Annotated in this window: 11 protein-coding genes; 3 read left to right on the top strand and 8 right to left on the bottom strand. The window is 70.6% G+C overall.

Translation table 11 applies throughout. The features are described from left to right. Nucleotides 1–5: 5 nt before the first annotated feature. From mmsA to ACU4ZT_RS04425, 6 genes are all read right to left on the bottom strand, one after another. Nucleotides 6–1,535: a multiple monosaccharide ABC transporter ATP-binding protein gene (gene mmsA, locus ACU4ZT_RS04450; RefSeq protein ID WP_063071981.1), complete on the bottom strand. Its 1,530-nt coding sequence runs from the start codon at nt 1,533–1,535 to the stop codon at nt 6–8. A gap of 174 nt (nt 1,536–1,709) precedes the next feature. Further along, nucleotides 1,710–2,822: a substrate-binding domain-containing protein gene (locus ACU4ZT_RS04445; RefSeq protein WP_081235039.1), complete on the bottom strand. Its 1,113-nt coding sequence runs from the start codon at nt 2,820–2,822 to the stop codon at nt 1,710–1,712. A 76-nt stretch (nt 2,823–2,898) separates the two neighbouring features. After that, the gene (araA, locus tag ACU4ZT_RS04440; protein ID WP_445338094.1) at nt 2,899–4,416 is read right to left on the bottom strand and encodes an L-arabinose isomerase; all 1,518 of its coding nucleotides are present in this window, start codon (nt 4,414–4,416) and stop codon (nt 2,899–2,901) included. Continuing rightward, nucleotides 4,413–5,123, bottom strand: coding sequence for an L-ribulose-5-phosphate 4-epimerase (locus ACU4ZT_RS04435; RefSeq protein WP_063071979.1), 711 nt, complete (start codon nt 5,121–5,123; stop codon nt 4,413–4,415). The genes araA and ACU4ZT_RS04435 overlap by 4 nt, the downstream gene beginning before the upstream one ends. Then, nucleotides 5,120–6,811, bottom strand: coding sequence for a ribulokinase (araB, locus tag ACU4ZT_RS04430; RefSeq protein WP_414763480.1), 1,692 nt, complete (start codon nt 6,809–6,811; stop codon nt 5,120–5,122). Before araB ends, ACU4ZT_RS04435 begins: the two co-directional genes overlap by 4 nt. Nucleotides 6,812–6,994: 183 nt before the next feature. After that, nucleotides 6,995–8,014, bottom strand: a complete 1,020-nt coding sequence (locus ACU4ZT_RS04425) for a LacI family DNA-binding transcriptional regulator (protein WP_063071977.1) — start codon at nt 8,012–8,014, stop codon at nt 6,995–6,997. A gap of 177 nt (nt 8,015–8,191) precedes the next feature. Between ACU4ZT_RS04425 and ACU4ZT_RS04420 the strand changes: the two genes are divergently transcribed. Then, nucleotides 8,192–8,944 (top strand): RNase H family protein, encoded by a 753-nt coding sequence (locus ACU4ZT_RS04420; protein ID WP_445338092.1) that lies wholly within the window; start codon nt 8,192–8,194, stop codon nt 8,942–8,944. A 45-nt stretch (nt 8,945–8,989) separates the two neighbouring features. Here the strand turns inward: ACU4ZT_RS04420 and ACU4ZT_RS04415 are convergent, their stop codons facing one another. Next, nucleotides 8,990–10,162 (bottom strand): cystathionine gamma-synthase, encoded by a 1,173-nt coding sequence (locus ACU4ZT_RS04415; RefSeq protein ID WP_063071975.1) that lies wholly within the window; start codon nt 10,160–10,162, stop codon nt 8,990–8,992. Between the two features lie 46 nt (nt 10,163–10,208). Next, complete coding sequence (locus tag ACU4ZT_RS04410) at nt 10,209–11,573, bottom strand: cystathionine beta-synthase (protein WP_063071974.1); 1,365 nt, start codon at nt 11,571–11,573, stop codon at nt 10,209–10,211. A gap of 168 nt (nt 11,574–11,741) precedes the next feature. Between ACU4ZT_RS04410 and ACU4ZT_RS04405 the strand changes: the two genes are divergently transcribed. Beyond that, entirely contained in the window at nt 11,742–12,485 is a 744-nt protein-coding gene (locus ACU4ZT_RS04405; protein ID WP_414748262.1) for a thioredoxin-like domain-containing protein, read from the top strand. Nucleotides 12,486–12,487: 2 nt separating this feature from the next. After that, on the top strand, nt 12,488–13,255 hold the full coding sequence (locus tag ACU4ZT_RS04400; RefSeq protein ID WP_063071972.1) for a DUF305 domain-containing protein: 768 nt from the start codon (nt 12,488–12,490) through the stop codon (nt 13,253–13,255). Nucleotides 13,256–13,260 lie beyond the last annotated feature (5 nt).

Below are 13,260 nucleotides of genomic sequence, written 5' to 3'. Positions count from 1 at the left end.
GCTGACTATTCCTTTTCCTTGGTCATGTAGGTCATGAGGGTCTCGGGCGTCGCCTCGGAGATCGGCAGCTGGCCCGTGATGCGCCCGGCGGAGAGGGCGTAGATCCGGTCGCAGATGCCGAGGAGCTCGGGGAGCTCGCTGGAGATGACGATGACCGCCTTCCCCTGCGCGGCGAGCGCGTTGATGATCGTGTAGATCTCGTACTTGGCGCCCACGTCGATGCCGCGGGTGGGCTCGTCGAGGATGAGCACGTCCGGGTCGGAGAACATCCACTTCGAGAGGACGACCTTCTGCTGGTTCCCCCCGGAGAGCTTCCCGGTGATGGACCCGACGCTCGGCGCCTTGATGTTCATGGAGGTGCGGTAGCCGTCGGCCACCACGTACTCCCGGTTCGCGTCGACCCATCCCGCCTTCGACAGCTTCTCGAGCGCGGCGCCGGAGACGTTGCGCTTGATGTCGTCGATGAGGTTCAGGCCGTAGTGCTTGCGGTCCTCCGTGGCGTACGCGAGGCCGTTCTTGATCGCCTCGCCCACCGTGCGCGCCGTGATCTCCTTGCCGCGCTTGTAGAGCTTGCCGGAGATGTTGGCGCCGTAGGAGCGGCCGAAGACGCTCATCGCGAGCTCGGTGCGGCCCGCGCCCATGAGGCCGGCGATGCCGACCACCTCGCCCGCGCGGACGTTCAGGTTCGCGTGGTCGACGACCACGCGGGAGTGCTCCTGCGGGTGGTGGACCGTCCAGTCCTCGATGCGCAGCACCTCCTCGCCGATGTCGGGGGTGCGGTCGGGGTAGCGGCTCTGGAGGTCGCGGCCCACCATGCCCTTGATGATGCGCTCCTCGCTGATGGAGTCGCGCCCGAGGTCGAGGGTCTCGATCGTCTTGCCGTCGCGGATGATCGTGACGGCGTCGGCGATCGCCTTGATCTCGTTCAGCTTGTGGCTGATGATGATGCTCGTGATGCCCTGGCCCTTGAGGTGCTTGATCAGGTCGAGCAGGTGGGCGGAGTCCTCGTCGTTGAGCGCGGCGGTGGGCTCGTCGAGGATGAGGAGCTTCACCTCCTTGGACAGCGCCTTCGCGATCTCCACGAGCTGCTGCTTGCCCACGCCGATGTCGGCGATCTTCGTGGCCGGGTTGTCGCTCAGCCCGACGCGGGCGAGGAGCTTCGAGGCCTCCACGTTGGTGGCGTTCCAGTCGATGAAGCCGCCCTTGCTGATCTCGTTGCCGAGGAAGATGTTCTCCGCGATGGAGAGGTAGGGGCTCAGCGCGAGCTCCTGGTGGATGATCACCACGCCCGACTTCTCGCTGTCGCGGATGCTGGAGAACTTGACGACCTTGTCCTCGAGCACGATGTCGCCGTCGTAGGAGCCGGCCGGGTAGACGCCCGACAGCACCTTCATCAGGGTCGACTTGCCCGCGCCGTTCTCGCCGCAGATCGCGTGGCACGTGCCGCGCGTGACCTCGAGGGTGACGTCCTGCAGCGCCTTGACGCCGGGGAACGTCTTGGTGATGCCGCGCATCTCGAGAATGTGGTTGGCCATGGCCTGCCTCACTTGTGTGGATGGTGGTGCCGGGTGCCCGGCGGTAGTGCGGGGCGGCGCGCGATGCGCCACCCGGAGGCGGGCCGGCCGCGGTGCGCGGCCGGCCCGACCCGGTGGTGGCCGGTCGACGCGGGAGTCGACCGGCCCGTGCGCCGCCGGGGCGACGCGGGTGGGCTACTCGCCCTTGTCGATCTCGTCCTGCGTGTAGTACCCGCTGTCGACGATGACCTCGATGAGGTTGTCCTTCGTCACGGTCACGGCCTTGAACTGCTTCGTGGCGACGTCCTTCACCTTGTTGTTGTAGGTGTCGGGCGCATCCGGCTTGTCGCCCTTGAGCAGGTCGTCGACCATCGTGACGGCCTCCTTGCCGAGCAGGCGCGTGTCCTTGAAGATCGTCGAGTACTGGACGCCGTCGAGGATGAGCTTGTCGGACGCCTTCTCGCCGTCCTGGCCGGTGATGATCGGCATGGGGCTCGTGGAGCCGAGGGCCTGGATGATGCCGCGCGACAGGCCGTCGTACGGCGAGAGCACGCCGTTCAGGACCTTGCCGCCGCCGTAGTTGCCCGACAGCAGGTTCTCCATGCGGGCCTGCGCGCCCTCCTGCTTCCACTGCTGGATCGCGACCTGGCTGAAGTCCTTCTGGCCGGAGCCGATGGTGACCTGGCCGGAGTCGAGGAAGGGCTTGAGGACGCTCATCGCGCCGTTGTAGAAGAACTGCGCGTTGTTGTCGTCCGGGCTGCCGGCGAAGATCTCGATGGTCTTCTTCTCGGTGCTGCCGGTGGGCTTGCCGTCGGCGTCGACGAGGCCCATGCCCTGCAGGAGCGAGTTGCCCTGCTGCACGCCGACCTGCTGGTTGTCGAACGTCGTGTAGTAGTCGACGTTCTCGGTGCCGTTGATGAGGCGGTCGTACGCGATGACCTTGACGCCGTCGTCGGCCGCGGTCTTGAGGACCTGGGTCAGCGCGGTGCCGTCGATCGACGCGACGATGAGCGCCTTGGCGCCCTTGTTGAGCATCGTCTCGATCTGCGAGATCTGGTCCTGCACCTTGTCGTTGGCGTACTGCAGGTCGACCTTGTAGCCGAGCTTGGTGAGCTGGTCGCTGACGTTGTTGCCGTCGTCGACCCAGCGCTCGCTCGTCTTGGTGGGCATGGCGACGCCGACGAGGGCGCCCTTGTTGTCCTCGGTGCCGCCGGCGCTGCCGCCGCGGCCGCCGCCGCCGGAGCAGGCGGCGAGCGAGAGGGCGATGCTCGTGGCGGCGATGCCGACGAGGACCTTCTTCATCTTCACGGTCGTGTCCTTTCGTACTGCTGCTGTGAGACGCGCGTCCGGCATCTGCGCCGGACCCGCACCCCTGGTGTGGGTGTTACAGGCCCTGGGCCAGGCGGTGGTACGCCTGGTTCCAGCGGACTTCCTTGGTGAACCCCTTGAGGGTCGTGTCCTCGTCGATGACGAGGAGCTCGGTGCGCGCGATCTCGGCGAAGTCCTCGAAGACCTCGACGCCGACCTGCGTGCTCATGACCGTGTGGTGGGCGGCCCCGGCGGTGAGCCAGGCCGCGGCGCTCGTCGCGAGGTCGGGCGCGGGCTTCCACACGGCGCGGGCGACGGGCAGGTTCGGGAGCGGCTCGTCGAGCGGCACGACCTCCACGACGTTCGCGACGATGCGGAAGCGGTCGCGCATGTCCGACATGGCGACGACGACCGCGGGGCCGGGGTCGGTGTCGAAGACGAGGCGCACCGGGTCCTCGCGACCGCCGATGCCGAGCGGGTGGATCTCGAGGCTCGGCCGGCCCGTGGTGAGCGTGGGGCAGATCTCGAGCATGTGCGCGCCCAGGATCTTCTCCTCGCCAGGGACGAGGTGGTACGTGTAGTCCTCCATGAGGCTCGCGCCCCCGGGGAGGCCGGCGCCCATGACCTTCGCCGCGCGGATCAGCACGGCCGTCTTCCAATCGCCCTCGGCGCCGAAGCCGTAGCCCTCGGCCATGAGGCGCTGCACCGCGAGTCCGGGCAGCTGGCGGAGGCCGCCGAGGTCCTCGAAGCTCGTGGTGAAGGCGCCGAAGCCGCCCTCCTCGAGGAAGGAGCGCAAGCCCACCTCGATGGCGGCGCCGTAGCGGAGCGACGCGTGGCGCTCGGCGCCGCGCTGCAGCTCGGGGGCGATGTCGTAGAGACGCTCGTACTCGTCGACCAGCGCGTCGATCTCGGCGTCGGTCGCGGCGTCGACCCGCTCGACGAGGTCGTTGACGCCCCAGGTGTTGACCGAGACGCCGAACTTGAGCTCGGCCTCCGTCTTGTCTCCCTCGGTGACGGCGACGTTCCGCATGTTGTCGCCGAAGCGGGCGACCTTGAGCTCGTGCACGGCGGCCCAGCCGGCGGCGGCGCGCATCCACGTGCCGATGCTCTGGCGGACCGACTCCGTGCTCACGTGGCCGACGACCGTCTTGCGCGTGACGCCGAGGCGCGACTGGATGTAGCCGAACTCCCGGTCGCCGTGCGCGGCCTGGTTGAGGTTCATGAAGTCCATGTCGATGGTGCTCCACGGGAGCGCGACGTTGGCCTGGGTGTGCAGGTGCAGGAACGGCTTCTGCAGGGCGTCGAGGCCCTGGATCCACATCTTCGCGGGGCTGAAAGTGTGCATCCACGCGATGAGGCCGATGGTCTGGTCGCTCGCGTTGGCCTCGAGGGCCATGCGGCGGATGCTGTCGGAGTCCTTGAGCACGGGCTTCCAGACGACGCGCACGGGCACGTCCGACGCCTCCTCGAGCTGTCGGGCGATCTCCTGCGACTGCTCGGCGACCTGCTGCAGCGTCTCCTCGCCGTAGAGGTTCTGGCTGCCCGTGAGGAACCAGACCTCGTAGTGGGCGAGGGACGTGGTGATGCGGGTCACTTCAGGGCTCCTTGGGGTGCTTGTCCGTAGACGTTCTGGTAGCGGTCGAACAGGGAGTCGACGGCCTCGACGGGGAGGGGGGTCGGCTCGCCGAGCTGGCGGGAGATGTGGACGGTTCGGGCCACGTCCTCGACCATGACGGCCGCCTTCACGGCGTCCTTCGCGTCCTTGCCGATGGTGAAGGGGCCGTGGCCGGCCATCAGGACGGCGCGCGAACGGTGCCCCGTGAGCGTCTCGACGATGCCGCGGCCGATCGAGTCGTCGCCGATGATGGCGAACGGGCCGACGGGGATCTCCCCGCCGAACTCGTCGGCCATGGCGGTGATGACGCACGGGATGGGCTCGCGGCGGGCCGCCCAGGCGACCGCGTAGGTGGAGTGCGTGTGGACCACGCCGCCCACCTCGGGCATGTTGCGGTACACGTAGGCGTGCGCCGCGGTGTCGCTCGACGGGGCGTTGCGGGAGCCGGGGGTGTCCGGGATCACGTTGCCGTCGAGGTCGCAGAGGATCATGTTCTCGGGGCTCAGGTCGTCGTAGCTCACGCCCGACGGCTTGATGACGAACAGGTCGGCGCCGGGGACGCGGCCGGAGACGTTGCCGCCGGTCCAGACCACGAGGCCGTAGCGCACGAGCTCGCCGTGCAGTCGGGATACCTCGGAGCGGACACGGGCGACCGCGACCTCGATCTCGGGTGCGTAGGTGCTCACGCGCGGGCCTCCCTCTTCAGCGACTTGAGCCGCTTCATGACGTCGTTGGCGCCGCGGCCGAAGTGGTCGTGCAGCGTCGAGTACTCCTCGTAGAGGCGGTCGTACGCGAGCGCGCGCTCCTCGTCCGGCTGGTAGCGGCCGCGCTCGACCTTGCCCATGGCCTCGCCCGCGACGCGCACGTCGGGGTAGGCGCCGGCGGCGACGGCGGCGTGGATCGCCGATCCCAGCGCCGGGCCCTGCTCGCTCGTGATGACCGAGATGGGGAGGCGGAGGATGTCGCTGTAGGCCTGCATGAGGAACGCGTTCTTCAGCAGGCCGCCCGCGACGATGAACTCGGTGACCGGGACCCCGGACGCGTTGAAGGTCTCCACGATCTTGCGCGTGCCGAACGCGGTGGCCTCGAGCAGCGCCCGGTAGACCTCCTCGGTACGGGTCGTGAGCGTGGTGCCGATGACGAGGCCCGACAGCTCGTGGTCGACGAGCACCGAGCGGTTGCCGGAGTGCCAGTCGAGCGCGACGAGGCCGTGGCCGCCGACGGGCTGGTCGGCTGCGAGGTCGGTGAGGTGCTGGTGAACGCTCGTGCCGGCGGCCGCGGCCTCCTCGGCGTAGCGGGCGGGCACCTGGTTCTTGACGTACCAGGCGAAGATGTCGCCGACGCCGGACTGGCCGGCCTCGTAGCCGTAGAGCCCCGAGACGATGCCGCCGTCGACGACGCCGCACATGCCGGGGACCTCGGTGAGCACGTCGCTGTTCATGACGTGGCAGGTGCTCGTGCCCATGATCGCGACCATCTGGCCGGGCTCGACGGCGCGGGCGACGGGCGCGGTGACGTGCGCGTCGACGTTGCCGACCGCGACGGCGATGCCCTCCGGCAGGCCCGTCCAGGCGGCGGCCTCGGCCGAGAGCGTGCCGGCGGCGGATCCGAGCTGGCCGATCTCGTGCGCGACCTTGTCCTCGGCGAAGGAGGCGAAGTCGGGGTTGAGGGCGCCGAGGAACTCCCGGGTGGGGTACTCGCCGTCCTGGAGGATGCCCTTGTAGCCGGCGGTGCAGGCGTTCCGGACGTAGCTGCCGGTGAGCTGCCAGACGATCCAGTCGGCCGCTTCGACCCAGTGCTCCATGAGGCCGTAGAGCTCCGGGTCCTCCTCGAGCAGCTGGAGGCCCTTGGCGAACTCCCACTCGCTCGAGATGAGGCCGCCGTAGCGGGCCAGCCACTTCTCGCCGCGCTCCTCGGCCAGCGCGTTGATGCGGTCGGCGTGCGACTGCGCGGCGTGGTGCTTCCAGAGCTTGACGTACGCGTGGGGGCGGTCGGCGTATCCCTCGACCTCGTTGAGCGGCGTGCCGTCGCCGAGCGTGGGGACCATGGTGCACGCGGTGAAGTCGGTGCCGATGCCGATGACCCGCGCGGGGTCGATGCCGGCCTCGCGGATGGCGGCGGGGACGGCCTGCTTGAGCACGTCGACGTAGTCGCTCGGGACCTGGAGGGCCCACTCGGGCGGCAGCTGCGCGCCGGTCGCGGCGAGCGTGTCGTCCATGACCGCGTGCGGGTAGTCGAGGACGCCGGAGCCGAGCTCGACGCCGTCCGAGACGCGCACCACGACGGCGCGGCCGGAGAGCGTGCCGTAGTCGACCCCGATGACGTAGCTCTCGGCGTCCGTTCCCGGCTCGCTGGCCTGGGGCTCGGTGCTCATGGGGGCGCTGGGCACGGGATCGACTCCTTCGTCTGATGCACCGCGGCCCGGGGACCGCGTGGGATGTGAACGGTCACATCGGCGGATGTCACTCTACACACGCGTGGGATCGCCCTGTCAAGCGGAGATGCCCCGACCCCTCGAAGTGGGGTGGCGGCGGCTGGGGAGGGCGCGCCGAGCGGTTCAGGACGAGGGCGGGCCCGTGGAGGCGCGCACGACGAGCTCGGGCTCGATCGTGCCCCGGTAGCGCTCCCCCGATCCGCCCATGCCGTCGAGCAGGAGCGCCACCGAGCGCCGGCCGACCTCGGCGAAGTCCTGCCGCACCGTGGTGAGCGGCGGCCAGAAGTGGGCGGCCTCCGGGATGTCGTCGAAGCCGACGATGCTGACGTCGCGCGGCACGTCGAGGCCCGCGTCGCGCACCGCGTGGATGAGGCCGAGCGCCATCTGGTCGTTGCTGGAGAAGATCGCCGTGAAGTCGCGGAGCCGCAGCATCTCGCGGCCGGCGTAGAACCCGAACTCCGCCGTCCAGTCGCCGAGGATGGGCGCCGTGGTGGGGACCTCGGCGGCGGACATGGCGTCGAGGAAGCCGCGCATGCGCGCCTCGGCCTCGATCCAGTCCTGGGGACCCGCGAGGTGGTAGATGTCGCGGTGGCCGAGCTCGAGGAGGTGCCGGGTCGCCAGCCGGGCGCCCGCCATCTGGTCGACCGAGAGGTCGTGCGCGTCGCCGCGGCCGTCGCTCTGCATGGTGACGTACGGCACGTCGAGCGACATGCTGGCGAGCACCTCGCGCACGCGCACCTGCGGCGCGACGACCACCAGGCCCTCGACCGCCTGGTCGACCAGGTGCCCGAGCGCGACCTGGATCGCCGCTCCGTCGGAGGACGCGAGGTTCGTGGTCGTCACGAGGTAGCCGGCCTCGCGCGCCGCCGCCTCGATGGCCGCGATGGACGACGCCGGCCCGTACTGCGAGCTCTGCGACGTGAGCACGCCGATGGTGCGCGAGCGGCTCGTGACGAGCGCTCGGGCGGCGCGGTTCGGCCGGTACTGCACCTGCTCCATCACGTCGAGCACGCGCTGGCGGGTCTCGGCGCGGAGCGAGGGCGAGTCGTTGAGGACGCGGGAGACCGTCTGATGCGAGACGCCCGCGAGGCGCGCGACGTCGCGGATGCTGGGCGCCCGCCCCCGTGGCGTCTCCGTGGTCATCGTCGGCCCCGTCCTGGTACGGGGCACCGCCCCGGTCGCGCCGTGCGGCGCAGGTGTCACATTGTCACATGTGACAGTCACACGGGAGACCGCCGGGGATGCGGCGACCGGGAGGCCGGACACGCGGGCCGGACGGCTGCGGCAGACTGGTCGTCCACCCGACGAGAGGCACCACCTGTGACGATCACCGCCGCGGCAGACGGATCCGCGCTCGGCAACCCGGGGCCCGCCGGCTGGGCCTGGTACGTCGACGACGAGCGCTGGGCCGCGGGCGGCTGGCCGCACGCCACGAACAACCAGGGCGAGCTGAAGGCCGTGCTCGAGCTGTTCCGCGCGACCGCGCACCTCGACGACGACCTGCTCGTGCTGTGCGACAGCCAGTACGTCATCAACTCGGTCACCAAGTGGATGCCCGGGTGGAAGCGCAAGGGCTGGCGCAAGGGCGACGGCAAGCCGGTGCTCAACGTCGAGCTGCTCAAGGAGATCGACGCCGAGATCCAGGGCCGCCGCTACCGCTTCGAGTGGGTCAAGGGGCACGCGAACCACCCGCTCAACGAGGCCGCCGACGTGCGGGCGCGCGCCGTCGCGACGGCGTTCCAGAGCCGGAGCCCGATCCCCGGGGGGCCGGGCTGGGCCGGACACGCGAGCGCCGGATCCGCGGCGCAGGCGACCGAGGAGGCGGCGGCCGTGGAGGACGACGCCGACCTCGCGGCCGATCCCGTCGTCGCCGAGGCGGAGGCCGTCGAGGCCGATGCCCCCGCCCAGCCGGGCCTGTTCGACTTCGACGCGTTCGACGAGGAGGTCGCGCCGGAGCCCGCCGACACCACGCTCACGATCGCGCTCGACCACGACGCCATGGCCCGCCTCAGCGCCCACGCGCGCGACCGCGGGGTCAGCGTCGACGAGGCCGTGCGGCTGCTCCTGCCCTGATCCGCGCGGCGGGGCGGCGCCGACGCGCGCCGCACCCGTCCCCCGCTAGTGCTTGCCCTGCTTGAGCGCCTTGCCGAGCGCGCGCTCGAGGTCGACGACGAGGTCCTCGACGGACTCGATGCCGACCGAGAGGCGCACGAGGTCGTCCGGGACCTCGAGCGGCGTGCCCTTCACGGACGCGTGCGTCATCTCGGACGGGTAGCTGATGAGCGACTCGACGCCGCCGAGCGACTCCGCGAGCTGGAAGACGCGCGTGCCCTCGACCACGCGGCGCGCGGCCTTCGCTCCCCCGCGCACCTGGAACGAGATCATGCCGCCGAAGCCCGACATCTGCGCCTTCGCGATCTCGTGGCCCGGGTGCTCGGGGAGCCCCGGGTAGTGCACGGCCGTCACATCGGCGTGCTGCTGGAGGAACGACGCGATCTCCTCGGCGTTCGAGGAGTGGCGCTCCACGCGCACCGCGAGCGTCTTGATGCCGCGGGTGGTGAGCCACGCGTCCATGGGGCCCGAGACGGCGCCGACCGCGAACTGCAGGAAGCCGACCTTCTCGGCGAGGGCGTCGTCGTTCAGGATGACCGCGCCGCCGAGCACGTCGGAGTGGCCGCCGAGGTACTTCGTGGTCGAGTGCACCACCACGTCGGCGCCGAGCGCGAGCGGCTGCTGGAGGTACGGCGAGGCGAAGGTGTTGTCGACGACGACCGTGGCGCCGGCCGCATGGCCGAGGTCGGCGAGCGCGCGGATGTCGCTGATCTTCATCAGCGGGTTGCTCGGGGTCTCGACCCAGAGGACCTTCGCGGGGCCGGATCCGAGGACCCGCTCGACCGCGGCGAGGTCGCTCATGTCGACCGTCTCCACGACGATCCCCCAGTCGCCGAGCACGCGCGTGAGGAGGCGGTAGGTGCCCCCGTACACGTCGTCGCTCAGGACGATCCGATCGCCCGGGCGCGTGATGGCACGGAGCAGCGTGTCCTCGGCGGCCAACCCCGACGCGAACGAGAAGGCGTGCTTCCCGCGCTCGAGCGAGGCGAGCAGCTCCTGCAGGCCGGTGCGCGTGGGGTTGGCGCTGCGCGCGTACTCGTAGCCGCCGCGGAGCCCGCCGATGCCGTCCTGCACGAACGTGCTCGTGAGGTAGAGGGGCGGGATGACGGCGCCGGTGGTGGGATCCGGGTCCTGGCCGGCGTGGATGGCGCGGGTGTCGAAGTCGTGCTTGTCGCTCACGGTGCTCGTCTCTGTGGTCGGGATGTGCGCGGGCCGGGCCTGCGGTTCAGTCGGTGAGGTAGGTGAGGAGGTCGTGCCGGGTGAGGACGCCGACCGGCTTGCCGCCGTCGCTCACCATGAGCGCGTCGGCGGATCCGAGCGCGCTCCACGCCTCGGGCACGGTCTCGTTCACGCCGATGAGCCCGAAGGGCGCTCCCGTGAACGCGCCGACCCGGTCGGTGAGCTGCGCGCGCCCGCTGAAGACGAGCTCCAGGAGGCTGCGCTCGTCCACGGCCCCTGCGACCTCGCCCATGACGACGGGCGGCTCGGCCGAGAGGACCGGGAGCTGCGAGACGTCGTACTCGGTCATGATGCGGATGGCGTCGCGGATGGTGTCGCTCGGGTGCGCGTGCACGAGGTCGGGGAGGCTACCGGTCTTGGCGCTCATGACGTCGGCGACCGTGCGCTGGCCGTTGACGCGGGCGAAGCCGTAGGACTGCATCCACTTCTCGTTGAAGATCTTGCCGAGGTAGCCGCGGCCGCCGTCGGGCAGCAGGATCACCATCACGTCGTCGGGGCCGAGGTGCTTCGCGGCCTTGAGGGCGGAGACCACGGCCATGCCGCTGGATCCGCCGACGAGCAAGCCCTCCTCGCGGGCGAGCCGCAGCGTCATGTCGAACGACTCCTGGTCGCTCGAGGCGATGACCTCGTCGACCACGTCGGGGTCGTAGGCCGCCGGCCAGAAGTCCTCGCCCACGCCCTCGACGAGGTACGGGCGGCCGGTGCCGCCGGAGTAGACGGATCCCTCGGGATCGGCGCCGATGATGCGCACCCGTCCCTCGGACACCTCCTTGAGGTACCGGCCGACGCCCGAGATGGTGCCGCCGGTGCCGACGCCCGCGACGAAGTGCGTGATCTCGCCCTCCGTGTCGCGCCAGATCTCGGGCCCCGTGGTCTCGTAGTGGCTGAGCGGCCCGTTCGGGTTCGAGTACTGGTCGGGCTTGAAGGCGCCGGGGATCTCGCGCGCGAGCCGGTCGCTCACCGAGTAGTAGGAGTCGGGGTGGTCGGGCGCGACCGAGGTGGGCGTGACGACGATCTCGGCGCCGTACGCCGTGAGCACGTTCCGCTTGTCCTCGCCGACCTTGTCGGGGAGCACGAAGACGCAGCGGTAGCCGCGCTGCTGGGCGACGAGCGCGAGGCCGACGCCCGTGTTGCCGGAGGTGGGCTCGACGATCGTGCCGCCGGGCTGCAGCCTGCCGTCGCGCTCGGCGGCGTCGATGATGCGCGTCGCGATGCGGTCCTTCGCGCTGCCGCCGGGGTTCAGGTACTCGACCTTCACCAGCACGGTCGCCGAGATGCCCTCGACCACCCTGTTGAGCTTCACGAGCGGGGTGTTCCCGATGAGGTCGAGGATCGTGTCGGCGTACTTCACGTGAGGTGGCGCTCCCGGTGTCAGGTGTGCGGTCCGGTGGGCCCGCCCATCCAGCATAGGCGCGCCCGTCCCGCGTGTTACGGGCGCTCGGCGAGCCGATCGGGCAGGGTGCGCCCAGGCCGACCGGGTACCCTGATCGCACATTCCCCCAGCAGAGAAGGACCCTCCGTGGCGCGACGCGACGACACCACGCCCTCCGGCGACGAGAGCGGACGGCCCGTCCCGCCGACCGCCAAGCAGGCCCAGAAGGACCTCACGGTCAAGCAGCAGCGCGAGGCCCGCCGCGCCGAGAAGGTCGCGGCGCTGAAGAAGCAGCAGGAGCGCGCGCGCCGCAACCGGCTCATCGGCATCATCACGGGATCCGTGGCGGCCGTCGCGGTCGTGGCCGTGGTCATCGGCGTGGTCGTCTCCAGCGGCACGCCGAAGCAGGATCCGGCCGACATCTCCATCGAGGGCCTCCGCACCTGGGACTCGCTCCCCAGCACGCACGTGCAGGGCACGGTCGACTACGCGGCGAAGTACGACGGCATGAACCCGCCCGCCGGCGGCGAGCACAACGCCATGTGGCTCAACTGCGGCATCTACGACCAGCCGCAGCCCAACGAGAACGCGGTGCACGACCTCGAGCACGGCGCCGTCTGGATCACCTACGACGCCGCGAAGATCACCGGCGACGACCTCGCGAACCTGCAGAAGTACGCGAAGTCGTTCGGCGGGTACGTCACCATGTCCCCGTACGAGGGCCTCCCGACGCCCATCGCCATGTCGGCGTGGGGCGCGCAGATCACGGTCGATTCGGTCGACGACCCGCGCATCAAGGACTTCATGTCCAAGTACTGGAAGAGCCCCAACGCTCCCGAGGCCGGCGCCGCGTGCACCGGCGCCCTCGAGGGCCAGGGCCGGGTCGACTGACCATGACCGACCGCGACCGCGCCGGGTCCGACCCGCGTCCGGGCGACGACCTCGTCGCCGACCACGTGCCCGACGACGACCTCCGCGAGGAGGAGCTCTCTGGGCTCGTCGCGCACGGCGAGGCGTCACGCGCCCGCGGACGGCGGCTCCGCGTGGGCCTCGCCGCCGGCGTCGTCGCGGTGGCCCTCGTGGTCGCCGGGCTCCTCGTCGGCCGCGTCACCGCGCCCGTCTCGGCGCTCACGCCCAGCACGAACAGCGCGGAGGCGGGCTTCTCGCGCGACATGCAGGTGCACCACGAGCAGGCCGTGCAGATGTCGCTCATGATCATCGACCGCACGGACGACCCCGAGGTCAAGCTCATCGCGCAGGACATCGCCCAGGCGCAGTCCCAGCAGGCCGGCCAGATGTACGCGTTCCTCACCTCCTGGGGCCTCGACCAGGCGCCGTCGCAGCCGCGCATGACGTGGATGACGCTCCCGACGCTCGACGGGAAGACCGACCACTCCGCCATGGACATGACGCCCGGCGGGACGATGCCGGGCCTCGCGTCGCAGGCCGACCTCGAGGAGCTGCAGGGCCTCACGGGCGTCGCGGCGGAGCGGAAGTTCCTGACGCTGATGATCGCCCACCACCGCGGTGGCGTCGAGATGGCCCAGGCCCTCCTCGACCGATCGCGGAACCCGCTCATCGCGAACCTCGCGAACGGCATGGTGATGATCCAGGACAAGGAGATCCTCTACATGCAGCAGCTGCTCGACGCCCGGTCCTGAGCCAC

It is taken from the genome of Clavibacter davisi (assembly GCF_052751415.1).
This window is presented reverse-complemented; position numbering and strand designations above follow the sequence as displayed.

Excerpts from the sequence above, each read along its gene's own strand:
- mmsA (WP_063071981.1), bottom strand. The coding sequence starts at position 1,535 with ATGGCCAACCACATTCTCGAGATGCGCGGCATCACCAAGACGTTCCCC.
- araB (WP_414763480.1), bottom strand. The coding sequence starts at position 6,811 with ATGAGCACCGAGCCCCAGGCCAGCGAGCCGGGAACGGACGCCGAGAGC.
- ACU4ZT_RS04425 (WP_063071977.1), bottom strand. The coding sequence starts at position 8,014 with ATGACCACGGAGACGCCACGGGGGCGGGCGCCCAGCATCCGCGACGTC.
- ACU4ZT_RS04400 (WP_063071972.1), top strand. The coding sequence starts at position 12,488 with ATGACCGACCGCGACCGCGCCGGGTCCGACCCGCGTCCGGGCGACGAC.